At 72.4% G+C, this 21672-nt stretch carries 21 protein-coding genes; 15 read left to right on the forward strand and 6 right to left on the reverse strand.

The features are described from left to right. The first annotated feature begins 14 nt into the window (after positions 1-14). The 9 genes from CRP55_RS17625 to CRP55_RS17665 are packed head-to-tail and all read left to right on the forward strand — an operon-like array spanning position 15 to position 6448. A complete protein-coding gene (locus CRP55_RS17625; RefSeq protein ID WP_097321138.1) occupies positions 15-806 on the forward strand; it encodes an ABC transporter ATP-binding protein in 792 nt (263 codons plus the stop codon). 33 nt (positions 807-839) lie between these two features. Continuing rightward, positions 840-1562 carry an alpha/beta hydrolase gene (locus tag CRP55_RS17630; protein WP_097321139.1) on the forward strand — a complete coding sequence of 241 codons (723 nt, stop codon included), beginning with the start codon at positions 840-842 and terminating at the stop codon, positions 1560-1562. Next, positions 1559-2491: an NADP-dependent oxidoreductase gene (locus tag CRP55_RS17635; RefSeq protein ID WP_097321140.1), complete on the forward strand. Its 933-nt coding sequence runs from the start codon at positions 1559-1561 to the stop codon at positions 2489-2491. Before CRP55_RS17630 ends, CRP55_RS17635 begins: the two co-directional genes overlap by 4 nt. A 10-nt stretch (positions 2492-2501) precedes the next feature. Beyond that, positions 2502-3335, forward strand: coding sequence for a PfkB family carbohydrate kinase (locus tag CRP55_RS17640; protein WP_245923094.1), 834 nt, complete (start codon positions 2502-2504; stop codon positions 3333-3335). A gap of 19 nt (positions 3336-3354) precedes the next feature. Next, positions 3355-3933 (forward strand): GIY-YIG nuclease family protein, encoded by a 579-nt coding sequence (locus CRP55_RS17645; protein ID WP_245923096.1) that lies wholly within the window; start codon positions 3355-3357, stop codon positions 3931-3933. A 48-nt stretch (positions 3934-3981) separates the two neighbouring features. Next, positions 3982-4425, forward strand: a complete 444-nt coding sequence (locus CRP55_RS17650) for an OsmC family protein (protein WP_097321143.1) — start codon at positions 3982-3984, stop codon at positions 4423-4425. Between the two features lie 19 nt (positions 4426-4444). Beyond that, complete coding sequence (locus CRP55_RS17655; protein ID WP_097321144.1) at positions 4445-4780, forward strand: DUF7002 family protein; 336 nt, start codon at positions 4445-4447, stop codon at positions 4778-4780. 41 nt (positions 4781-4821) lie between these two features. Then, the gene (locus tag CRP55_RS17660; RefSeq protein WP_097321145.1) at positions 4822-5451 is read left to right on the forward strand and encodes a dihydrofolate reductase family protein; all 630 of its coding nucleotides are present in this window, start codon (positions 4822-4824) and stop codon (positions 5449-5451) included. 16 nt (positions 5452-5467) lie between these two features. Next, complete coding sequence (locus CRP55_RS17665; RefSeq protein ID WP_097321146.1) at positions 5468-6448, forward strand: DUF2207 domain-containing protein; 981 nt, start codon at positions 5468-5470, stop codon at positions 6446-6448. Here the strand turns inward: CRP55_RS17665 and CRP55_RS17670 are convergent. Genes CRP55_RS17670 through CRP55_RS17680 form a run of 3 tightly spaced genes read right to left on the reverse strand, consistent with a single transcriptional unit; the run spans position 6409 to position 8717 of the window. After that, a complete protein-coding gene (locus tag CRP55_RS17670; protein WP_097321147.1) occupies positions 6409-7077 on the reverse strand; it encodes a hypothetical protein in 669 nt (222 codons plus the stop codon). The two genes, CRP55_RS17665 and CRP55_RS17670, sit on opposite strands and share 40 nt — an antisense overlap. Then, on the reverse strand, positions 7074-7451 hold the full coding sequence (locus tag CRP55_RS17675) for a PadR family transcriptional regulator (protein ID WP_143234691.1): 378 nt from the start codon (positions 7449-7451) through the stop codon (positions 7074-7076). Before CRP55_RS17675 ends, CRP55_RS17670 begins: the two co-directional genes overlap by 4 nt. 33 nt (positions 7452-7484) lie before the next feature. Next, positions 7485-8717, reverse strand: coding sequence for an FAD-dependent oxidoreductase (locus CRP55_RS17680; RefSeq protein ID WP_097321148.1), 1233 nt, complete (start codon positions 8715-8717; stop codon positions 7485-7487). 90 nt (positions 8718-8807) lie between these two features. Between CRP55_RS17680 and CRP55_RS17685 the strand changes: the two genes are divergently transcribed. The 4 genes from CRP55_RS17685 (at position 8808) to CRP55_RS17700 (ending at position 13923) form a co-directional block, all read left to right on the forward strand. After that, positions 8808-9266 carry a VOC family protein gene (locus CRP55_RS17685; RefSeq protein WP_097321149.1) on the forward strand — a complete coding sequence of 153 codons (459 nt, stop codon included), beginning with the start codon at positions 8808-8810 and terminating at the stop codon, positions 9264-9266. Positions 9267-9337: 71 nt separating this feature from the next. Next, complete coding sequence (locus CRP55_RS17690) at positions 9338-10678, forward strand: dihydrolipoyl dehydrogenase family protein (protein ID WP_097321150.1); 1341 nt, start codon at positions 9338-9340, stop codon at positions 10676-10678. A 1-nt stretch (position 10679) separates the two neighbouring features. Then, a complete protein-coding gene (locus CRP55_RS17695) occupies positions 10680-13385 on the forward strand; it encodes a helix-turn-helix transcriptional regulator (RefSeq protein WP_097321151.1) in 2706 nt (901 codons plus the stop codon). Between the two features lie 91 nt (positions 13386-13476). Next, a complete protein-coding gene (locus CRP55_RS17700; RefSeq protein ID WP_097321152.1) occupies positions 13477-13923 on the forward strand; it encodes a VOC family protein in 447 nt (148 codons plus the stop codon). Here the strand turns inward: CRP55_RS17700 and CRP55_RS17705 are convergent. Beyond that, positions 13920-14687 (reverse strand): DUF3152 domain-containing protein, encoded by a 768-nt coding sequence (locus CRP55_RS17705; RefSeq protein ID WP_097321153.1) that lies wholly within the window; start codon positions 14685-14687, stop codon positions 13920-13922. The two genes, CRP55_RS17700 and CRP55_RS17705, sit on opposite strands and share 4 nt — an antisense overlap. A 132-nt stretch (positions 14688-14819) precedes the next feature. Between CRP55_RS17705 and CRP55_RS17710 the strand changes: the two genes are divergently transcribed. Beyond that, complete coding sequence (locus CRP55_RS17710; protein ID WP_218854597.1) at positions 14820-16421, forward strand: thiamine pyrophosphate-binding protein; 1602 nt, start codon at positions 14820-14822, stop codon at positions 16419-16421. Positions 16422-16586: 165 nt separating this feature from the next. Here the strand turns inward: CRP55_RS17710 and CRP55_RS17715 are convergent, their stop codons facing one another. After that, positions 16587-17189 (reverse strand): TetR/AcrR family transcriptional regulator, encoded by a 603-nt coding sequence (locus CRP55_RS17715; RefSeq protein ID WP_097321155.1) that lies wholly within the window; start codon positions 17187-17189, stop codon positions 16587-16589. A gap of 51 nt (positions 17190-17240) precedes the next feature. On the opposite strand from CRP55_RS17715, the gene CRP55_RS17720 reads away from it, so the two are divergent. Beyond that, positions 17241-20294 carry a glycosyl hydrolase gene (locus CRP55_RS17720; protein ID WP_179855226.1) on the forward strand — a complete coding sequence of 1018 codons (3054 nt, stop codon included), beginning with the start codon at positions 17241-17243 and terminating at the stop codon, positions 20292-20294. On the opposite strand, the gene CRP55_RS17725 is transcribed toward CRP55_RS17720, so the two are convergent. Next, positions 20284-21663, reverse strand: coding sequence for an alpha/beta hydrolase family protein (locus tag CRP55_RS17725; RefSeq protein WP_097321157.1), 1380 nt, complete (start codon positions 21661-21663; stop codon positions 20284-20286). The genes CRP55_RS17720 and CRP55_RS17725 overlap by 11 nt on opposite strands. Between the last annotated feature and the right edge of the window lie 9 nt (positions 21664-21672).

Below are 21672 nucleotides of genomic sequence, written 5' to 3' on the forward strand. Positions count from 1 at the left end.
GTACCGTTCAGCGCATGATCTTCGTCGAGCTGAAGGACGTGCGGTTTCGCCGGCAAGGTAAGGAGATCCTGCACGGGATCGACCTGACCGTCCGCGCCGGGCAGCACTGGGCGCTGCTCGGCCCGAACGGCGCCGGCAAGAGCACGATCCTCGGCTTCTGCGGCGCGCAGACGCACCCGACCTCGGGCACGGTGGAGATCCTCGGCCACCGGCTCGGCCGCGTCGACATGCAGACGCTGCGCCGCAGCATCGGGCACGTCGACCCGCGCCACCCGCTGCGCTCGCCGCTGACCGTGCGCGAGGTCGTGCTGACCGGTCTCACCGGCTCGGTCGAGTCGCCGAACCGGTGGCGGCCCACCTCTCTTGAGGAGGCGCGGGCTGACGGGCTCATCGCCGACCTCGGGCTGGCCGCCATCGCGCAGGAGCGCTGGCCCACCCTGTCGCAAGGGGAGCGCGGACGGGCCCTGATCGCCCGCGCGCTGGTCGTCCAGCCCCGGCTGCTGCTGCTCGACGAGCCGTCGACCGGGCTCGACGTGGCCGCCCGCGAGCAGCTCCTGGAGACCCTCGACGTCCTCTTCGCGGCGCAGCCGGACCTGGCCTCGGTCGTGGTCACCCACCACCTGGAGGAGCTGCCCACGACGACCAGCCACGCCCTCCTGCTGCGCGGCGGCAGCGTCGTCGCCGCCGGTGACGCCGTGACCACGATCACGACGGAGAACGTGTCGGCTGCCTTCGGCCATCCGATCAGCGTGGCCCATGAGGACGGCCGGTGGGCGGCCCGGGCCCGTGTGAGGCAGCCGACATGAACGGCGCGCCTCGCGGGCCGTTGCTGGTTGGATGTGGAGCTGATCGACGCATGTAGCCGCCTGTTGAGCCACGGCGGGCGCACGCCGCGGGCCGTCCTGCTGCTGCACGGCTACACCCTCGGCCCCGATCAGTACGACGACCTCGCGCGCGACTACTTCGAGCGCGGCTACAACGTCTGGGTGCCGCGGGCGCCTCACGAGGTGACGGTCTCCTCCTTGACGGCGTACGCCTCGGAGGCCCTCGACACCGTGGCCGGCCTGGGCGACGAGGTGACAGTGGTCGGCATCTCGGGCGGCGCCGTGCTGGCCACCTGGCTCGCCCAGACACGCGGTGACGCCGTACGCCATCTGCTTCTGCTCTCGCCCTTCTTCGGCCCCGCGCAGGTGCCGGCCTGGGCGGTGCGACCTCTCACTTTCCTGTACGGGCGGGGGCTGCTGCCCGACCGCATCACCTCGCGCGGCTATTCGCTGGCCGCGGTCACCCGGTACCTGACGATCGTCCACCGGCTGCCCGACCCGCCGCGGTGGACCCGGCTGCGCTCGATCGCGGTCGCCATCAGCGAGACCGACGGCGTGGTCGACCCGGTGGCGGCCGTCACCGTGCCCCGGCGCATCGCCGAGGCCTGTGGAATCCGGCTGCTCACCTGGACGTTGCCGTCATCGCTGGGCGTCGGCCACGACACCCTGGCGCTGACCGGCTCGGAGGCGGCCGGCCTGCGCAAGCGCTACATCGAGCTCTCCGAGGGAAGGCCATGAGGGCGATCCGCTACTACAAATACGGAGGACCGGAGGTGCTGCGGTACGAGGTGGCGCCGCGCCCGGTCCCCGGCCCCGGCCAGGTGCTGGTCGAGGTGGCCGGCACGTCGTTCAACCCGGCGGACGCGGCCATCCGGTCCGGTTCCATGCGTTATTCGTACGCGGTGCGGCTCCCGCACATACCCGGCTTCGACCTGTCCGGATGGGTGGCCGCGCTGGGTCCCGGCGTGACCGGATATCAGGTGGGCGACCCGGTCATCGCCTACCTGCCGCCGGAGGTGGACGGGGCGACCGCCCAGCTGGCGGTGGTGCCGGCCGAGGCGCTCGCCCCGGCCCCGTCGAGCATCCCGCTGGCCGACGCCGCCGCCCTGCCGGTGGCCGGGCTGACCGCCTGGCAGGCCGTCCACGAGCACCTGCGCGTCGAGCCCGGCCAGCGCCTGCTGGTCAACGGCGCCGGCGGCGCGGTCGGCCGCCTGGCCGTGCAGTTCGCGAAGCTGGCCGGCGCCACGGTGATCGGCCGGGCCGGCCCCGGCAGCGTCGGTGCGGCGCTGACCGCGGGCGCCGACGTGGTGATGGGCCGCGACCCCGGTGCGGTCGCCGCCCCGATGGTCGACGCGGCCCTGAACGCGGTCGTGGCCGGCGGCGACGAGCTGAGCGAACTGGTCGCCCAGATCCGTCCCGGCGGCCGCCTGGTGTCGATCACGGGTGCGGCCCCGGCCGACCGCCGGCGGCGCGTCACCACCTCGGTGATGGCGGTACGCCGGGACGCCGGGCAACTCGCCGAGATAGCCCGCCTGGTCGACAGCGCCGGCGTGACCCCCGGCATAGCGGAACGTCTGCCGTTGACCGAGACGCCGCTGGTGCACCGCCGCTACGCCGCCGGCGAACTGCGCGGCAAGGTGGTCCTGAGCCCGCCGATCGCGGCGTGACAATCGCATGGTGACTGAGCGGATAGCGGTCTTCGGCCGGGCCAACGCCGACCTGACCGTGCGGGTGCCCCACCGGGCGTCGCAGGGCCGCACCGCCTTCGGCTCCCCGCTGGTGGTGACACCGGGCGGCAAGGCGTTCAACCAGGCGTGCGCGGTGGCCCGCCTCGGCGGCCGGGCAACGCTGGTGGCTAACGCGGGCGACGACGAGTGGGGCCGCATGCTGGCCCGCACGCTGACGGAGTTCGGTGTGGACAGTAAGGACTTCCGGTTGCGGCCCGGTGTGCCGACCGGCGCCGCCATCATCGAGGTGACCCCGGACGGCGAGTCGTACGTGACGTTCGCCCGATCCCCGTCGACCGATCCCACGCCGTCCGACGCCGCCCGGGTGCGCGCCGACGTCGTGGTGGCCCAGCTCGACGTGGCCGCGGAGGCGGTACAGGCGATACCCCGCCCGCGGCTGCTGATCGGCAACCTCATCCCGTCCGAGGGCGTGGACCTGGCCGCCCTGGACCTGTACGTGGTGAACGAGCACGAGGCGGCGGCCGTCCTGGGCACGCCCCACGCCGACGCGGCCGCGGCCGTCGACGGCCTGCTCGACCTCGGCATCCCGGCTGTCGTCGTCACGGCGGGATCGCGCGGAGCGTCGTACGGCCAAAGAAGCGGAACCGGCGCAGTGCCCGCACCCCAGGTGAAGTCCGTCGACTCGAGCGGCGCCGGCGACGCTTTCCTGGCCGCCCTGGCCCTCGACCTGAGCCGAGGCCGCCCCTTGCCGGACGCGGTCGCCGCCGCGGTCCTCGTGGGCTCACGCGCCGTCCAACAGCGCGGCTCGTTGCTGCGGAACTGACCGGCCTAGCATGGCCTCGATGACCAATTTCGAGAACCGGCCCGGCGACGACCGCACCGACCAGGAGCGGGTGGAGGACGCGCTGCATCTGCTGTCCGGCATTCCGTACGCTCTCGACGTCGCGAGCAAGGGACTCAGCCGTGGCAGTGGTGTCTACGCCTGGTGGGCTCCGCCCGCGGTGCTTGCCGAACTGCCCGGGCCGCCGAACGAGCACGTCCCGTCGTTGCGACTGCTGTACCTCGGCCGGGCGACCAACCTGCGAGGCCGGATCCTGCGCAACCATCTGCGGCGTTCCGGCAGCTCCACGCTGCGCCGGACGCTGGCCGGGCTTCTCGTGACCGAGGGCTACCGGACGACCTGGACCGATCGTGTGGTCCTGCTGCCTCAGGACGAGAAACGGCTCACCGCGTGGATGCACGCGAACCTGCGCCTGACCTGGGCCGAGGACGCGGAGCCGGCGACCATCGAGGCCGAGCTCGTCCGGCGCCTGCATCCGCCGCTGAATGTCCACGGCGTCAACCCCGAGCATGTCCAGGCGGCCGTGGTCGCGGCCAAGAACGCCTACAACGCCTCCGCTCAGCCGGCCGGCACGGACTGAGGCTTCGCGGCCGAGGTGCTCCGATCATGGTGGGATAGGTTTGGCGGCATGGCGGATGACAAGCTGCGGTCGGTGAGCCTGCGGCGTACGGGCCTCGGGCAGTACGAAGTGCGCAACGCTCGCGGTGGGACCATCACGATCGGGGCCGGGGACAGCGGCGGGGCCGAGTTCACGCCGGTCGAGCTGCTGCTGGCCGCGCTCGGTGGCTGCACGGGGGCCGACGTCGACTACATCACCAGCAAGCGGGCCGAGCCGGACAGCTTCGTCGTCCAGGTCACCGGCGAGAAGATCAAGGACGAGGCCGGCGGCAACCGGCTGGCCAGCCTGGTCATCGAGCTGAGCGTCGCGTTCCCGGAGGGCGCCGCGGGCGACGCGGCCCGCGAAATGCTGCCGCGCGCGGCCCGCATGTCACACGACCGCCTGTGCACCGTGTCGCGCACGGTCGAGCTCGGCACCCCGGTCGACACCCGCGTCACGCCGCCGGCGGAATGAACGCCGACGAGCGCCCGGGGTGCCGCCGGCGGTGATTCGCGACCAGAAGCCGATGAAGTTCATTGCCGAGAAGATCGATCCGGGTTCCTCCCTGGCCGAATATCTCGCCGCCATCAACTCGCGGGTGTTCTTCTGGGCCAGCCCGGAGCGGCTGGACCGGCTGCGCCAGGCCAAGGAGTACCGCACCGAGGAGCAGGTGGTCCTGCACGTCGACACGCGCGCCCTCGTCGAGCGGCACGGTTCCCGGATCGAGCTCCGACATCCTCGAGCTGACCGTCGAGATCGAAGGGGCCCCGGCCTGACCCTGCGGCGCCTCGATGTCGTTCCTGTACAAGACCTCCGCGTCGGTGGGTAGCTAGCCTCAGCCTGTGTCCGTTCTGGATTCGGAGGAGAACTGTGCTGCTCAGCGTCAACGTCTTCGTCAGCCTCGACGGCGTCATGCAAGGACCGGGTAATCCGGACGAGGACCGCTCGGGCGGTTTCGACCGCGGCGGGTGGCTCGTCCCCTACGCGTCCGCGCGCACCAACGAGATCGTCGCGAGCTGGTTCCGCGAGGCGGGGGCCTTTCTTTTCGGCCGTACGAGCTATGGGCTGCTCGGTGGCTACTGGCCTCACGTCACCGCGCCGGACGACCCGATCGCGGCCAAGCTGAACACGCTGCCGAAGTATGTCGTCAGCCGGACGCTGACGGACGACGAGGCCGGCTGGAACCCGACGACGGTCCTGCGGGGTGACTTCCTCGAGGAGGTACGCCGGCTCAAGGAGCTGCCCGGCGGGGAGCTTCAGGTTCACGGCAGCTGGAAGCTCGTGCAGGCGCTGCGCGAGGCCGGGCTCGTCGACCTCTACCGCCTGCTCCAGTACCCGGTCGTCGTCGGAACCGGTAAGCGGCTGTTCCCGGAAGGGTCGGCGCCCCTCGCCCTGAACGCCGACGTCGTGTCGATGACGTTGGCGCCCGCGGCTGCCGATGGACTCTCCACGGGCGCGTACATCGTGGACGGAGGACGCTCGACGCCGGTGTCCGGCTGACCGCAGAATGATCGGTATGACTGCGCGGATCGGCAAGTCCTGGCTCTGGATCCTGCTGCTGGCGGACACCGTACTCGTGATCGGGCTCGGCGTGGCCACCGGCGCCGGGCGGGGGCTCGGCTCCCCGGCGGTGGCGGCCGCGGTGGCCGGGTTCGTGGTGCTGGCCACGGTGGTGACCGGCGTGGAGATCCGCCGCCGGCGGCGTCAGCAGCTGGCGGCCTACCGGGAGCTCCACGCCCGCCGTGGAGAAGGTCCCGGCCAGCGCCCATGGGGTCTTCCCGGCAAGCTCGGCCCGGCCGAACTCGGACTTCTCGCCGACCGTGACCGTGGCGCCCTGCTCGGCGTCATCGCCTGGCTGCGGGCGGCCGGCGCGCTCGTCAGCCACCCGCGGCATCCGCAGCAGCAGGTCGCCGCCGGCGCCGCGCCGAACGACCGGCTGGCCGCGGTGCTGGTTCGCGTCGCGGCCGGGCCGGACAACCTGTACCTGCCCGGCCTGTCGCCGCTGCGCCATCACGGACCGGAGCGGCCCGCCGCGATCGACAAGGAGCTGGCCGCCCTGCGCGAACGCCTGAAGGCCCAGGGCCTGCTGCGCGACATCGACGTCAGCGACGAGTTCACCCCGCGCCCGTGGCACACCCCGTGGCCGGTCGCGGTCGTCGCCCTGGGCCTGGTGGCGGCTCCGCTCGTCCTGCTCGCCGACGGGGGATTGACCGCGGCCGCGGTCCTGCTGACCGTGGCCGGGATGCTCACCTGGACGGGCCGCCCGATCACCCTCCCCGAGCACAGGGGCGCCGTCTCCCCGGACGGCGAATGGGTCCTGGTCGAGGCCCGCCGCCGGCACGACCGCTCGTCGAACGACCCGCGCGCGATCGGGGTGACCGTCGCCTTGTTCGGCGACGACGCCCTCGAGGATACCGACCCGGAGCTGCACGAGATTGTACGGAACCGAAACTTCTATCAGTTCTCCGCCGACTCCCTGACCGACAACGGCGTGTAGACGGACCACCGGCGGGCTAGTGCCGTCGCGCCAAGGAAGGCCAGGAGAACGAGCGCGGCCTCGGCCGAGATCACGGCCGGGGTGAGACGGAAGTCCAGCGCCCAGCCGACGGCGACGGCCGCCGCGATTCCGGCCCCGAATGCCGGTGGCAACAGCACCGTCATCCGTGCCGCGGTGTGCCGGATGCGGGGCACGTCGCGCAGGGCTACCCGCACGGCGACCACAGCGCCGGCGACCACGATCGCCACTATGCCGCCGTAGAAGGCGCCGGCGGCCAGCCACACCGGCACGTGCACTCCTCGCGGTAGGTCGAACGCGGCCACGAATGCCTGGTGCAGCCCGAGCACAACCACGTAGCCCACCACGAGCGCGATCACAGCCCCGGCAGTGGCGACGCCGAACAGGGCGCCGTAGCGCGGGGTGGTGCGCTCCACACCCGCCTCCTCGGCCAGGTTGCGGGCGAAGCCGGCCGGGTCGGTTCCGAGAAGCTCGGCCGGTGTCAGCCCGTCGGCGTCCGCCGCTTCGAGGTCGGCCCGCAGGTCGGCGCCGAGGGTGGCCCGATCGCGCTGGTGAACGCCGAGAGCGCGCCACTCCCGGTCGGCGGTGGCGAGGACGCTGTCGATGGTCATCGATCGTCTCCTGATTCGCTGGTGCGGACGTCGACCGCCGCGTTCACAACGCCGGCGAACTGGATCCATTGCTTCCGCCAGATCGTCAGCCGCTCGCGACCGGCGTCGGTCACCCGGTAGACCTTCCGGGGTGGGCCGGTCGGACTCGGCTGTGGCACGTCGGAAACCAGACCGAGGCGGCGCAGGCGGGTGACCAGCGGATAAACGGTGCCGTAGCTGACGGCGCCGAAGCCTGAGGACTCGAGCCGGCGCACCAGCTCGTACCCGTGTGCGGGTTCCTCGGTGAGCAACGCGAGCAGGCACATGTCCAGGCAGCCGCGCAGGAGTTGCGCCTGTCGCTCGGCGGCTTCGTCCGGGCCCTCTGCCGCTATCATGCGCCACATAATAGCGGAGGTACCAGGTGCAGCCTAGTACCTTGGCCGAAGGTAGCCGTCGGGGCGGATCAGCAGCGATTCGTCGCCCGGTAGGGGGATCGGGCGGCCGGCGTGCAGGAGCGGGAACGTGGAAGCCGGGGCGCGGCCGCCCGAGGGGTAGGCCACCGACAGGCCGCTGATCTGCTGGGCCAGGCCGAGGTTGATGCCGGGCTGGGCGACCATCGCGGACACGGCGGCGCGCAGCGCGGCGCCCTCGGGGGTGATGGCCGTGAGCAGGACGGTCTGGGCCTGGGTGTCGGCGGCCACCGCCTCGGACACCGGGCGGCGCTCGGACTCGTACGTGTCCAGGAAGGTCGACGGGGCCTCGCCGCGGATGACCGCGGCCAGTTTCCAGCCCAGGTTCATGGCGTCCTGGATGCCGGTGTTGAGGCCTACGCCGCCGGTGGGGAAGTGGATGTGGGCGGCGTCGCCCGCCAGCAGGACCCGGCCCGCCCGGTACGCCGAGGCCATGCGGGTGGCGTTGCCGAAGCGGGACAGCCAGTACGCCTCGCGCAGGCCGAAGTCGCCCCCGGTGACCCGGATGAGGAAGTCGCGCAGGTCCTCGACGGGGAACGGCGCCGCCGTGTCCTGGTGCTGCGGGTCGTAGCCGGCGACCCGGAAGCGGCCCCCGGGTGCGGGCGCCAGGATCAGCGAGCCGGCCGGGCCGACCACCGAGAAGCCGGGCGGCGGCGGGTCGTCCAGCACCGCGTCGGCGACGAACGCCACCACGCTGCCGCCGGTGCCGGGGAAGCCGATGCCGGCCGCCTTGCGGACGGCCGAGCCGCCGCCGTCGGCGCCGACCACGTACCGGGCCTCGACGCCGTCGACGACCACGTGATCGTCGTAGGCGTGCACCGCACCGACCGGGTGGCCGCGCTCGATGCGTACACCCAAGCGAAGAGCGTGCTCCTCCAGCGCGGCCTCCGTCCGGGTCTGCGGAACGGCCAGCATGAACGGGTACGGGGTGTCGAGCGCCGTCAGGTCCAGGCGGCTCGGCAGGAAGCCCCAATGCCAGGTGGGCAGCGGCTTGCCCGCCTTCAGCAGCGGCTCGGCCACCCCGCGCATGGCCAGCACCTCCAGGGTGCGCGCGTGCACGCCCATCGCCTTCGAGAACTCCGCGGGTGCGGGGCGCCGCTCCAGCACCGTGACCGACAGGCCCGCCAGGGCCAGTTCCGCCGACAACCACAGGCCGGTGGGCCCGGCGCCGACAACGATGACGTCTTCCATAACTGTGCACTACGCGGGGAAGGGGCCAGTGTTCAAAGCCAGGGACCGCCACCGGGGCGGGACCAGGGGGACGGCGGCGAGGCTGGGGGCATGGCTGATTTCAAGATTGAGGTCGTGGTCCTGCCCGTCTCGGACGTCGAGGTGTCCAAGGAATTCTTCGCCGGCCTCGGCTGGCGCCAGGACACCGACTACACCGGCGCCGACGGCCTGCGGCTGGTCGCCTTCACCCCGCCCCGGTCGGCGGCGTCGATCATGCTGGGCAACGCCGTCACCGAGGAGAAGCCGGGCACCGCGCAGAGCATCACGCTGGTCACCTCCGACATCTACGAGGCCCGCGACGAGCTGGCCGGCAAAGGTGTCGACGTGAGCGACGTATTCCACGACAAGGGCGGTGTCTTCCATCACGCCGGCACCGCCGACCGCCTGCCGGGGGCGCACCCGCAGCGCAAGTCGTACAGCTCCTGGTTCTCCTTCGCCGACCCCGACGGCAACCTGTTCTTCGTGCAGGAGGTCACGACACGGCATCCCGGCCGGACCTGGGACGAGTAGGGGACCCTGGTTCGGGGGACCAGGGTCAGCCACGGGGCTCTGAAGAAAGCTGAGTGTACGAAGATCTGTGTATGCAGAGTTTCGACGTGGTGGTGGTCGGTGCCGGTCCCGGCGGCGAGGTGGCCGCCGGGAAGCTGGCCGAGGCGGGTCTGAGCGTGGCGATCGTGGAGGGTGACAAGGTCGGCGGGGAGTGCTCCTTCTACGCCTGCATCCCGTCCAAGGCGCTGCTGCGGCCGGGCGAGCTGCTGGCCGAGGCGCGCACGACCGCCGGTGTCGTCGCCGGGCCGCTCGACGTGCCGGCTGTGCTGGCCAACCGCGACGAGCTCATCGGCCATCTCGACGACGGCTACCAGGTGCCCTGGCTCACCGATCGGGGCATCACGCTGATCCGGGGCTGGGGCAGGCTCGCGGGTGAGCGGCGGGTCGCGGTCGGCGACGAGATCATCGAGGCCCGCCGGGCGGTGATCCTGGCCGGTGGCACCCGCGCGGCGCTGCCGGAGATCGAGGGCCTGGCCGAGGCGAAGCCGTGGACCAACCGGGAGGCGACGACGGCGCGGGCGGTTCCCGCCTCGCTGATCGTCATCGGGGGCGGTGTGGTCGGTGCCGAGCTGAGCCAGGCGTACTCCTCGCTGGGGGCGCGGGTCACGCTGATCGTCGGCGATCACGGCCTGCTGCCCCGGGAGGAGCCTTTCGCGGGGGAGCAGGTCGGTGCGTACCTCCGCAAGCAGGGTGTGGAGATCCATGAAAAAGCCATGGCGATTTCCGTACGCCGTGACGACGGCGGCGTGACTGTGGGGCTCAGCGACGGCGGCTCGGTGCGGGCCGACGAGATCCTCGTGGCGACCGGGCGGACGCCTCAGACGCGCGACCTGGGACTGGAGACGGACGGCTACATCGCCGTCGACGAGCGGATGCGGGTGCCGGGGCGCGACTGGCTCTACGCGATCGGTGACCTGAACGGCAAGGCGCTGTTCACGCACATGGCCAAATATCAGGCCGGCATCGCGGCCGGCGAGATCCTGGGCCGCGGCATCGTCACCGAGCACCTGGCCGACGGCCCGAACTCGCCGCGTGTCATCTTCACCGAGCCTCAGGTGGCGGCGGTCGGCTACACGGCGAAGACGGCGGAGGAGGCCGGCCTGAGCATCCGCGTCGTCGACGTGGAGACCGACGGCAACGCGGGTGGCCGCTTCTCCGGCGGCGCCGGCGGCACCAGCCGGTTCGTCATCGACACCGACCGCGACGTGCTGGTCGGCGTGACCATCACCGGCGCCGCCGTGGCCGACTTCCTCCAGGCGGCCACCATCGCCATCGTCGGCGAGGTGCCGATCCGGCGGCTGCGGCACGCGATCCCGGCCTTCCCGACCCGCAGCGAGATCTGGCTCAACCTGTTCAACGCCCTGGGCATCTGAGATGGAGACGCTTCTGCGCGGGCGGCGCCGCGAACAGGAGGAGCTCGACCGGCTGCTGCGCGACATCCGGTCCGGCCAGAGCCGGGTACTGGTGCTGCGCGGCGAGGCCGGCGCCGGCAAGACGGCCCTGCTCGACTATCTGGTCGAGACGGCCTCGGGTGAGCGGGTCGCCCGCACGGCCGGGGTCGAGCCGGAGACCGAGATCGCCTACTCCGGGCTCCAGCAGCTGTGCGCGCCGCTGCTGGACCATCTCGAGCGGCTGCCCGAACCGCAGCGGCAGGCCCTGGCCACCGGCTTCGGGCTGGCCGGCGGCGACCCGCCGGACGCACTGATCGTCGGGCTGGCCGTGCTCGGCCTGTTCGCCGAGGCCGGCGCCGAGCAGCCGCTGCTCTGCGTCGTCGACGACGTGCAGTGGCTCGACCGGATGTCCGAGGTGATCCTCACCTTCGTGGCCCGGCGGCTCGACTCCGAGTCGGTCGCGCTGGTCTTCGGCGCCCGCAGCCCCGGCGACGAGCAGCTCCTGGGCGGGCTGCCCGAGCTGCGCGTCGAGGGCCTGCCCGACGCCGACGCGCGGGCCCTGCTCGACTCGGTGCTGCCGAGCCGGGTCGACGCCCGCGTCCGCGACCGTATCGTGGCCGAGACCCGCGGCAACCCCCTCGCGCTGCTGGAACTGCCCCGCGGGCTCAGCCCGGCCGAGCTGGCGTTCGGCTTCGGGCTGCACAGCGCCGCGCCGCTGGCCGGGCGGGTGGAGGCCGGCTTCGAGCGGCGCATCGCGGCCCTGCCCGGCGAGACCCGCACGGTGCTGCTGGCGGCCGCGGTCGAGCCGATCGGCGACGTGCCGCTGCTGTGGCGCGCCCTCGACCGGCTCGGCGTCGGCGTGGACGCGGCCGGGCCGGCCGAGACGGCCGGCTTGGTCGAGTTCGGCACCCGGGTCCGCTTCCGGCATCCGCTCGTCCGCTCGGCCGCCTGGCGCTCGGCGCCCCTGGCCGATCTGCGCCGGGTGCACGCCGCGCTGGCCCAGGTGACCGACCCGGCCCACGAGCCCGACCGGCGGGCCTGGCACCGCGCGCACGCCGCGGTCGGCCCCGACGAGGAGGTGGCGGCCGAGCTGGAGGAGTCGGCCGGCCGGGCGCTGGCCCGGGGTGGCCGCTCGGCGGCGGCCGCCTTCCTGGAACGGGCGGCCCAGCTGACCCCCGAACCGGGACCCCGGGCCGGCCGGGCCCTGGCCGCCGCGTGGGCCCAGTTCTCGGCGGGCGCCCCGGCCCAGGTGCCCGAGCTGCTGGCGGCGGCCGAGCTGGGCCCGCTCGACCCGCTGCAGCAGGCCGACGTCGAGGTGCTGCGCTCGCAGCTGGCGTTCGCCCTCAACCCGGGCCGCTCGGCCGTCGAGCCTCTTCTCGGCGCGGCCCGCCGGCTCGTCGACCTCGACCGGGCCGCGGCCGTCCGCACCTACTTCGCCGCGGCCGGGGCGGCGGTGCACGCCGGCGGGCTCGGCGGCGACGACCTGCGCCGGGTCGCGGCCGAGGCCCGGACGCTGCCCGCCGACGAGACCGCGGTCGGCCGGTTGCTGACCGGCATCGTCGCGTGGGCCCTGGACGGCCCCGTGCCCGCGATCCCGCTGCTGGCCGGCGCGGCCGGCGCCTTCGTCGACGACGAGGACCTGGCCTCGCTCTGGATGCTCGTGCCGGCGCTGAACGAGGCCCGCGACGACGAGGCGTTCCACCGGCTCACCGAACGCGCCGTCCGGCTGGTCCGTGACGGCGCCCTGGCCCTCTCGGGCCGGCCGGCCGCGCTCACCTTCCGGGCCGGCGCGCTGCTGCACGCGGGCCGGTTCGCCGACGCCTCCGTGCTGGTCGACGAGGCCAAGGCGTTCCATCAGGCGACCGGCATGTACGCGCCGCCCGGCGCCGAGCTCTCCCTGGTGGTCTACCGGGAGCCCGAGGATCAGGCGCGGGCGATGCTCGACGCGATCGGCCAGGCCGCGGCGGAGCGGAGCGAGGGCCGCGTGGTCGCCCACGTCGCGTACCACCGGGCCCTGCTGAACAACCAGCACGGCCGCTACCAGGCCGCGGTGGCCGCCGCGCGCGCCGCGCTGGAGCATCCCGACCTCGGCATCCACCGCTGGGTGCTCAACGAGCTGGTCGAGGCGGCCGCCCGCTCCGGTGACAAGGCGACAGCGGCCGAGGCCCGCGATCGCATCGCCGAGCTGACCGCGGCCCATCCCACGGCGTGGGCGCGCGGCGAGCTGGCTCTGGCCAACGCCCTAACCGGGCCGGACGAGGAGCAGTTCCGCGAGGCGCTGCGACTTCTGCCGGCGTCGCGGCTCGGGCTCGAAGTGGCCAGGGTCCGATTGCTGTACGGCGAGTGGCTGCGCCGCGAGAACCGCCGCACCGACGCCCGCGCGCACCTGCGGGCCGCGCACGAGGCGTTCACCACCATGGGCGCGGTCGCGTTCGCCGAGCGCGCCGGCCGGGAGCTGACCGCCACCGGCGAGACCGTCCGGTCCCGTACGGCGGCCGCCGCCCCGGACTCGCTGACCGGCCAGGAGTCGCAGATCGCGCGGCTGGCCGTGTCCGGGCGGACCAACCCGGAGATCGGCGCCGTGCTCTTCCTGAGCCCGCGCACGGTCGAGTGGCACCTGCGGAAGATCTTCACCAAGCTCGGCATCACCTCGCGCCGGGAGCTCGCCAGGGCGCTGTCCGACCGGTGACTTACGGGGGACACCCAGGGTGTCACCCTGGGGCGATCGGGGCGCTCCGCGCGGGATCGTGGGACTCGATTCCACACCAAGGGAGCGCACGATGGTGGACTACCAGCTCGAGCTGATCGTTCTGCCGGTCAGCGACGTCGACCGGTCCAAGGCGTTCTTCAAACGCATCGGATTCCGCGAGGACCTCGACTACATCGACGGGGAGGACTTCCGGGTCGTGCACTTCACGCCGCCCGGCTCGCCGTGCTCGATCGTGGTGGGCACCGGCATCGGCACGGCCGCGCCGGGCACGGTGGAGAACATCCACCTGACCGTGAAGGACATCGAGGAGGCGCGGGCCGACCTGATCGGCCGGGGCGTCGAGGTCAGCGAGATCTTCCATGACGAGGACGGGGTGTTCCACCACGCCGGCACCGACAAGCGGGCGCCGGGGCTCTACCCGGGCCGGGCGTCGTACGGCTCGTTCGCCTCGTTCACCGACCCGGACGGCAACGGCTTCCTCCTGCAGGAGGTCACCGAGCGTTACCCCGGTCGCTAGGAGAGGCGGCCCTCGTCGCGGCCGGGCGGCTGGTCGTCGTACTGACCGGAGCGCCCGTGATAGGACTTGCCGCCCGACGGGTAGGGCCACGCGTTGGGCCGGCAGCCGTGCATGCCGAGGGTCTGCTGCTGCATCACCGGCGCCGGCTTGCCGGTGCCCGGGCAGAGCTCGTGCCCGTGCCCGAGCCGGTGGCCGACCTCGTGGTTCACCATGTACTGCCGGTAGACGCCCAGGCCCGCGGCGTAGCCGGGCACGCCCTTGACCCAGCGGGCGACGTTGAGCACCACGGCATCGTCGTTGCGGCACGACGTGTAGCCGTCGGCGAGGTCACCGCACAGCCGGTCGCGGGTGTCCGGCGTCGCCAGGAAGATCGTGAAGTCGTACGGCTGCCCGGGACCGACCCTCTGCAGCCGCAGGCTGCCGCCGCCGATCCAGCTGCGACGGTCGGACAGGATGCCGGTGATCGCCTCCGCGAAGGCCGGCGTGGACAGGTTGCGGATGTCGGTCTCGACCGCGACCCGGTAGCGCAGCAGCCGCCCGCCTGTGCCCGCCGCCGGCGAGGTCTGCCCGGCCGCGACGAACCACTTCGCGGCCCCGTGCGCCGGATAGGTGACGAGCTTCTGTTTCGGCGGTGGCAGCTCCGCGGGCGCCGTCGCCGGGGCCGGCGCGCCGGGGGTGTGGACGGTCGCCCCAACGGGAGCGTCCGAGGTTCCACACGCCGCTACGGAGGCGCACAGCAACCCCGCGATCACCCATCGGTACATCTTTGTCCCCTTTCCGCCGCACGAGCCTGCCCTATGTGACGGCGGGTACCTGTGGCCGAGGTTGCAGAGCATGAGACTCGACACAGGACGGATCTTGAACACGAAAGGGGTCAGCCCGTCGGGGAGGGCATGATGTTGCACGCCGCGCTCGCACGCGCCCTCGCCGCCCACCAAGTCGGCACCATGTTCGGCCTGATCGGCGACGCGAACCTGTTCATGGTGCACAGCTTCGTGCACGAGTACGACGGGAAGTACATCGGCGCCGCCCACGAAGCGGGCGCCATGGTCATGGGCTTCGGATACGCCGACCTGACCGGCCGGCCCGGCGTCGTCACGGTCACACACGGACCGGCGCTGACCAACACACTGACCGGACTGGTCGAGGGCGTCCGGGGCCGGGCCCCGATGCTGCTGATCGCCGGCGACACGGCCACCGGGAGCCGCGGGAACATCCAGGACATCGCCCAGCGCGACGTGGTCCTGCCCACCGGGGCCGGTTTCGAGCAGGCCCGCAGCCCGCAGAGCACCCTGGACGACCTGGCCGTCGCGCTGCGCCGGGCGATCGTCGAAAGGCGGCCCGTCGTGCTCAACGTGCCGTCGGACTTCATGCTGGCCGACGTCGACTATCGCGAGGTGCCGCTGCGCCTGCCGCAGGAGCAGCGGGCGTTCCCCGACCCGATCGCGGTGGCCGGGGCGGCCGCCCGCATCGCCGCCGCGAAATGCCCGGTGGTGCTGGCCGGCCGCGGGGCGATGGAGGCCCGCGACGCCGTGCTGCGCCTGGCCGAGCGGATCGGTGCCCCGGTGGCGACCACGCTCAAGGCCCGCGACCTGTTCCGGGGCGAGCCGTTCGCGCTGGGCATCGCCGGTGGCCTGGGCGGACCGGCCACCCAGGAGATCATCGACTCCGCGGATCTGATCGTCTCGCTGGGTGCGGGGCTCAACTCGTACACCACCCGCCGTGGAACTTTGTTCGCCGGCGGAAGGGTGATCGCGGTGGACACCCGCCTCGACGCGGTTCCGGCTCTCGCCGGCTCGATCGTCTCCGGAGACGCGGGTGCGGTGGCGGAGGCTCTGGTCGACGCTTTGGACCTCAGGGGTACGCCGTCACGGTCGTTCCGCACGCGGGAGATGGCGGCCGCCCTCGCGGCCCAGGAAGCACCCGGTGAGCGCCCGCGGGTCGCGCCCGGCACGGTCGACGCGCCGACCGCGCTGCGCCGGCTCGACGAGGTGCTGCCGCAGCGGCGCCTGGTGGTCAGCGACGGCGGCCGCTTCATGATGGAGTCGCTGCGCTACATCCACACCGAGCCGGGCCGCTTCGTGCTCCCGGCCAACTTCGGCTCGATCGGCCTGGGGATGGGCGCGGCCATCGGCGCCGCGGCGGCCGACCCGACCCGCACGGTCGTGATGGTGGCCGGCGACGGCGGCTTCATGCACGGCGGCGTGGCCGAGTTCGCCACCGCCGTCCGCGAGCACCAGGACATGATCGTCGTGGTCTGCAACGACGGCGGCTACGGCGCCGAGCACATCCAGTTCACCCGCCGCGGCCTGGACCCGTCGCTGTCCCTGTTCGCCTGGCCCGACCTGGCCGCGGTCGCCACGGCCGCGGGCGGCGAGGGCTTCACCGTCCGCGACGAGGACGACCTCGACCACGTGGCCAAGGTGATCGCCGACCGCCGCGGCCCGCTCCTGATCGACCTGCGCCTCGACGTCGAGCACATGACCCCGATGCCCTGAGTGGAGGGTCCGTGGCGACCACGAGCCAATAAAAACCTTGCATCCTCGGTTTTTTCGATTAACGTGCTCGTCACGGGCCGGAAACATCGGCTCAAAACCTTCAGCGCCGTTGAAAGGTTTCAAATGGACGTTCAGGTCAGTGATGCCCGTTGGGTGCTCCGAGGGTCAGGCGCCGCCCAGAATCCGCCGGCAGTGGGCCCGTACGCCGCCCACCAGATCCGTTTCGCCGTCGGTGAGCACCCATTGCAGTTGCAGGCCGTCGCTGACCGCGATGCACTCCCGGGCGAGGGCGGCGCAGTCCGTTCCGCCGGCCAGTTCCCCGCGATCGGCGCAGCGTTGCAGGGTTGCCGCCAGATGTTCGATCACCGTGCGGTACCGGCGGGACAGGGCCTCGTGCGCGGGACTCGACGGATCCGCGGCTTCGGCCGTCGCCAGGACGTTGAGCTGGATCAGTCCGGGTTCGGCGAGAAAGCGTTCCGTGGTGCGGACCATCAGGTCGAGCACCTGGGTGAGGCCGGCGTCCTCCGGTAGCTCGCCCCACCAGGCGGCCGTCGCCTCGATGCGGTGTTCGGCCACGGCCAGCAGCAGGTGCTTCTTCGAGGGGAAGTGGTGCAGCAGGCCACCCTCGGTGACGTCGGCCGCCTCGGCGACCTGCGTGAGCGAGGTGCGGTGATAGCCCAGGCCGGCGAAATGCTCGGCGGCCGCGGTGATGATCCGGGCGCGGCGCTGCCGCCCCGCCTCGTAGCTTCCCGTTTTCCGGCGTGGCACCCGTATAACAGTACCTGCCTTGAAACGTTTAAAGCACGGAAGGGAACGGACATGAGACGCTGGCTTGCCGCAGCTTGTGCCTGCCTAGCGGTCGTCGCGACCGCGGCCCAGGCCCATGCGGGAGAGAAGCACTGGACCAGCCTGAACCCGGTGACGCGGCTGACCGCCGCCACCTTCGCCGACCCACCGCAGAACGACATGCCGTGGGCGCGGTGGAACTTCCCGCCGGACACCGCGACGATCGCCGGGCTCGAGGCCGACATCCAGGACGCCTACGACCACAACATCGGCGGCCTGGAGATCGGCCAGGGCGGCGTGCCCACCACCGAGCAGCTGACCGCCATCTACCAGAAGGCCAACGCGCTCGGCATCACGATCAGCCTCAAAGCCGCCAACGGCCTGCCCGGCGCGACCTACCAGCCCACCGACGACCTGGCCCGGCGCACCCTGGCCATGTCACCTCAGATCGTCGGCGGGGGAGCGAGCTTCACCGGCGCGGTGCCGGGAACCGGCACGATCGTGGCCGTGCTCGCCTACCGCTGCGCCGCGGCGACCTGCCCGGCGACCGGCAAGATCGAACTCGACCGTTCGTCGGTAAGGGACCTGACCGCAACCCTCACCGGCACCAACACCGGCGGCTACCAGGACGGGACCACGACCGGCACGCTGAGCTGGACCGCGCCCGCGGGTCACCAGTGGGCTTTGCTGACGTTCCGCGCCGTGCCGTTCGGCAACCAGCCCGAGACGCTCACCAAGGCCGGCACCAGGCAGGTCACCGACGCGTACGACACATACTTCCGTGGCGCCCTCGGCAAGCTGGTCAAGCGCAACGGTGGTGACTTCTTCGTCGACTCGCACGCCGGCGACCCTTGGGGAGCGCCCGAGGAACTGTGGTCGAGCACCATGCGGGCCGACTTCCGCCAGGGAGCCGGCTACGACCTCGTCCCCAACCTGGCCGCGCTGATCAGCCCGGCCATGGCCGGCGCCTCGCTCGGTGGCATCCCGGCCAACGCCACGTCGTACGAGTTCAGCGACGGCACCGCCGACCGGGTCCGCTCCGACTTCAACCGGGTCCGCAGCACCCTGTTCACGCAGAACCGGATAGTGCCGTTCCAGAACTGGGCCCACACCTACAACATGAAGCTGCGCCTGCAGCAGGAGGACGGCCCGGTCACCTCGATCGGCGACCAGCTGGAGACCTCGGCCGTGCTCGACCGCTCCGAGTACGAATCGCTGACCGGCAGCGACCAGACCGACCTCTACCGCCCGATGGCCTCGGCCACCAACATGACCGGCAACACCTGGTACTCCACCGAGTGCTGCGCCGTGCTCAACGGCTCCTACCTGGAGACCTACCAGGACGCGATCATCCGGATGAACCACGAGTTCGCCGGCGGGGTCAACCGGATCGTCTACCACATCCGGCCGTACATCGACTCGCCCACCACGACCTGGCCGGGTCTCGGCTTCAGCGCGTCGAAGGTCGGCTTCTCCAACGCCTGGAACCGCACCCAGCCGTTCTGGCTCGACGCGGCCGCGATGAACGACTACTTCGCGCGCAACCACCTGGTGCTCACGCAGGGCCAGGCGAAAACGGACGTCGCCGTCTACATGCGCAACTATTCGTCGCCGTCGGCCTTCTCCACCACCGACCCGAACAACCGGCACTGGCAGGACCTCTCGCTGCAACGCGCGGGCTACACCTGGGACTACCTCGACGAGGCGCTGTTCGACCTGCCCAACGCGAAGGTCACCAACAAGCGGCTGGCCGAGGACGGACCCGCGTACAAGGCTCTGATCTTCGATCAGTTCCTCTACCCGAGCAGCAACACCGCCCGCGGCACGCTGACCGTCGAGGCGGCGACAGACATCCTCTCGTACGCCGAATCGGGTCTGCCTGTCGTCTTTGTCGGCACCCCCACCGGCACCGGCACGATGCCGGCAAACAGCGACGCCACCCTGGCCAAGCTGGTCAAGCAGGTCTTCGCGCAGCGTAACGTCGTCCGGGTCGGCTCCGAGGCCGACGTCCCAGCGGCGCTCGCCAAACTGGGCGTGCGCCCGCAGGCCCAGCCGGCCGCCCCCTCCACTCTGCAGAGCATCCGCCGCAACGACCGCGGCACCGACTTCTACTACCTCTACAACCAGGGCGTCGACGCGCACCCCGGCTCGACCGCTTCGTACGGCAAGAACCCCAGCAACTTGTACGAGGAACCGTCCGCCTGCGCCACGACGACGGTCAACAACCCGTGCATGGCCACCGGCGGCGCCCTCGACACGACGGTCACGCTCGAAGGCGGCGGCGTGCCGTACACGCTGGACACCTTCAGCGGAAAGATCACGCCGATCGCGCAGTACACCAGGAAGGGCAACTCGGTTTCCGTACGGGTGAAGCTGGCGCGCGACGCCTCCACGGTCATCGCGCTCAGCTCCGATCCGCGCCGGTTCGCGGCGCCGGCCGGCGCGGCCCACGTCGTCGCCACGAACGCTGACTCCGCCGTCCGCTCCGGATCGTCGCTGCTCGTGCGAGCGAGCAAGGCGGGCACTTACTCCACGACGCTGGACAACGGCCGCCGCGTGGTCACCAAGGTGCCGTCGGTGCCGGCGAGCGTCGACCTGACCGCGGCCACCTGGTCGCTGTCGGCCGAGGACTGGCAGCCGGCCAACCCGTACGGCACCACCGGCGAAGCCGGAACCGCGACCGTCAAGAAGCCGGTCGCGGTGAGGCTCGACGGCCTGAAAGCGTGGCCGGACATCCCGGAGCTGGTCTCGGCCTCCGGCGTCGGCACCTACACCACGACGGTGACGCTCCCGGCGGCCTGGTCGCGGAACAACGGGGCGACGCTCGACCTGGGCCAGGTCACCGACACGTTCACCCTCGCGGTCAACGGGCATCCGGTGGCCGTGGACCAGATCGGCGCGAGCGTGGACATCGGGCCGTACCTTCGACCCGGAAAGAACACTCTTGCTGTCCGTGTCACCACGACCCTCAACAACCGGCTGTACGCCCTGGACAGCGCGGTCCGCAACCGTGGGGTCGTCCAGAATTGCGGCCTGATCGGGCCGGTCACCCTCACCCCGTACCGGCAGGAGGTCGTCAGTAAGTGACCAGGTCGCCGTGGCTCGACAGAGCGGCGGGCAGATCCTCGGATCGGCTGCGGAGGACGGCGTCGAGGAAAGCGGCGCAGGTCTCGGTGGTCATCCGGACGCTCCCGGTCCGGCCGAGGGAGCCGGTCAGGGCCGGGAGGGGCGGCAGGAAGAGCGGGGCGTCGGTGAAGGTGAGGTGGGCGCTGCCGGGGACGGTCAGCCGGTAGCTGGTCGCGGAGCCGCCGTCCAGGATCTTCGACAGCAGAGCGAGGTAGTCGGCGTCCGCCCCTTCCTTGATCTCGTGGGTGAGGGCGAGCACGGGCTGGCGTGAGGGGCCCTGGTCCGGGTCGGGGCCGCCGTCGAGGTTGATGACGGCGGTGAAGCGCGGGTCGCGCTCGGCGGCGCGCATGGCGGCGGCCCCGCCGATGGAGTGGCCGGTCGCGGCGGCCCGTGCGGTGTCGAGCCGACCGGTGAGATCGGTGCCGGACCGTTCGGCGAGGTCGCCTTTGTCGAGGCGGCCGAGTTGGGTGAGCACGAAGCGGAGATCCGCGGCCCGGACGTCGATCCAGCCGGTCCTTCTCCGGGCGTCCTCGCCGGCATCGGCGGTGGCCGCGACCTTGGTTCGGACGGTGCGGCCGTCGGCCAGGACGACGGCGGCCGAGTCGTACGGGTGGTCGACGGCCGCTACGACGTAGCCGCGGCTGGCCAGGTCCTCGGCCCAGGCGGTGTTCTGGGTGCGGACGCCGCCGAGGCCGGGGGAGAAGAGCACGACCGGGAAGCGGCCGGCGGCCGGAGTCGCGTCGAAGGCTGCGTGGCTGTGGGCCCGGGTCGGCCCGTCGAGCAGGAAGGCGGGTGCTCCCAAATACGCGGCCTCGGCGCCGGCGACGGTGTCCGCCTCGCGGCGGGTGCGGCCGAGATACTGCGCTCGCGGCGTGTCCGCGGTGACCGACTGCGCCGGATACCAGAGCTGCGCTACGACGGTGCGCCGGTCGGCCGGGTCCGGCGTGGCCGGCTCGGCGCGGGCGGGGTCGGTCCACTGCATCACCGTGGTGCCGACCGCGGACGGCCCGGACGGCTCCGGGAACTCCGGCACCGGCAGCGCCCAGGCCGCGCCCGCGCCGGCGGCGACCAGCGCGAGACACGTCAGGGATCCGAGGAGGGCCGGCCGCCGGCTGGCCCGGCGGCGCAGCAACCATCCCGCCGCCACCAGCACATCGGCCGCCAGCACCGTCAAGAGCTGCCAGCGCGGCGCGGGCAGGGTCAAGGCGGCGCCGGCGACCACCACACCCAGGGCGGCGAGGGCGGTCGGGCGGCGGCCTCTCGGCGGCAGCCACCGGCTCGCGATCAGCGCGACGGAACCCACGACGACGACGAACTCCCACAACGACACGGCAGGATC

It is taken from the genome of Paractinoplanes atraurantiacus (genome assembly GCF_900215205.1).
Classification (GTDB): Bacteria; Actinomycetota; Actinomycetes; order Mycobacteriales; family Micromonosporaceae; genus Actinoplanes; species Actinoplanes atraurantiacus.

Excerpts from the sequence above, each read along its gene's own strand:
- CRP55_RS17625 (WP_097321138.1), top strand. The coding sequence starts at position 15 with ATGATCTTCGTCGAGCTGAAGGACGTGCGGTTTCGCCGGCAAGGTAAG.
- CRP55_RS17635 (WP_097321140.1), top strand. The coding sequence starts at position 1,559 with ATGAGGGCGATCCGCTACTACAAATACGGAGGACCGGAGGTGCTGCGG.
- CRP55_RS17645 (WP_245923096.1), top strand. The coding sequence starts at position 3,355 with ATGACCAATTTCGAGAACCGGCCCGGCGACGACCGCACCGACCAGGAG.
- CRP55_RS17650 (WP_097321143.1), top strand. The coding sequence starts at position 3,982 with ATGGCGGATGACAAGCTGCGGTCGGTGAGCCTGCGGCGTACGGGCCTC.
- CRP55_RS17665 (WP_097321146.1), top strand. The coding sequence starts at position 5,468 with ATGACTGCGCGGATCGGCAAGTCCTGGCTCTGGATCCTGCTGCTGGCG.
- CRP55_RS17670 (WP_097321147.1), bottom strand. The coding sequence starts at position 7,077 with ATGACCATCGACAGCGTCCTCGCCACCGCCGACCGGGAGTGGCGCGCT.
- CRP55_RS17675 (WP_143234691.1), bottom strand. The coding sequence starts at position 7,451 with ATGATAGCGGCAGAGGGCCCGGACGAAGCCGCCGAGCGACAGGCGCAA.
- CRP55_RS17680 (WP_097321148.1), bottom strand. The coding sequence starts at position 8,717 with ATGGAAGACGTCATCGTTGTCGGCGCCGGGCCCACCGGCCTGTGGTTG.
- CRP55_RS17685 (WP_097321149.1), top strand. The coding sequence starts at position 8,808 with ATGGCTGATTTCAAGATTGAGGTCGTGGTCCTGCCCGTCTCGGACGTC.
- CRP55_RS17690 (WP_097321150.1), top strand. The coding sequence starts at position 9,338 with ATGCAGAGTTTCGACGTGGTGGTGGTCGGTGCCGGTCCCGGCGGCGAG.
- CRP55_RS17695 (WP_097321151.1), top strand. The coding sequence starts at position 10,680 with ATGGAGACGCTTCTGCGCGGGCGGCGCCGCGAACAGGAGGAGCTCGAC.
- CRP55_RS17700 (WP_097321152.1), top strand. The coding sequence starts at position 13,477 with ATGGTGGACTACCAGCTCGAGCTGATCGTTCTGCCGGTCAGCGACGTC.
- CRP55_RS17705 (WP_097321153.1), bottom strand. The coding sequence starts at position 14,687 with ATGTACCGATGGGTGATCGCGGGGTTGCTGTGCGCCTCCGTAGCGGCG.
- CRP55_RS17710 (WP_218854597.1), top strand. The coding sequence starts at position 14,820 with ATGTTGCACGCCGCGCTCGCACGCGCCCTCGCCGCCCACCAAGTCGGC.
- CRP55_RS17720 (WP_179855226.1), top strand. The coding sequence starts at position 17,241 with ATGAGACGCTGGCTTGCCGCAGCTTGTGCCTGCCTAGCGGTCGTCGCG.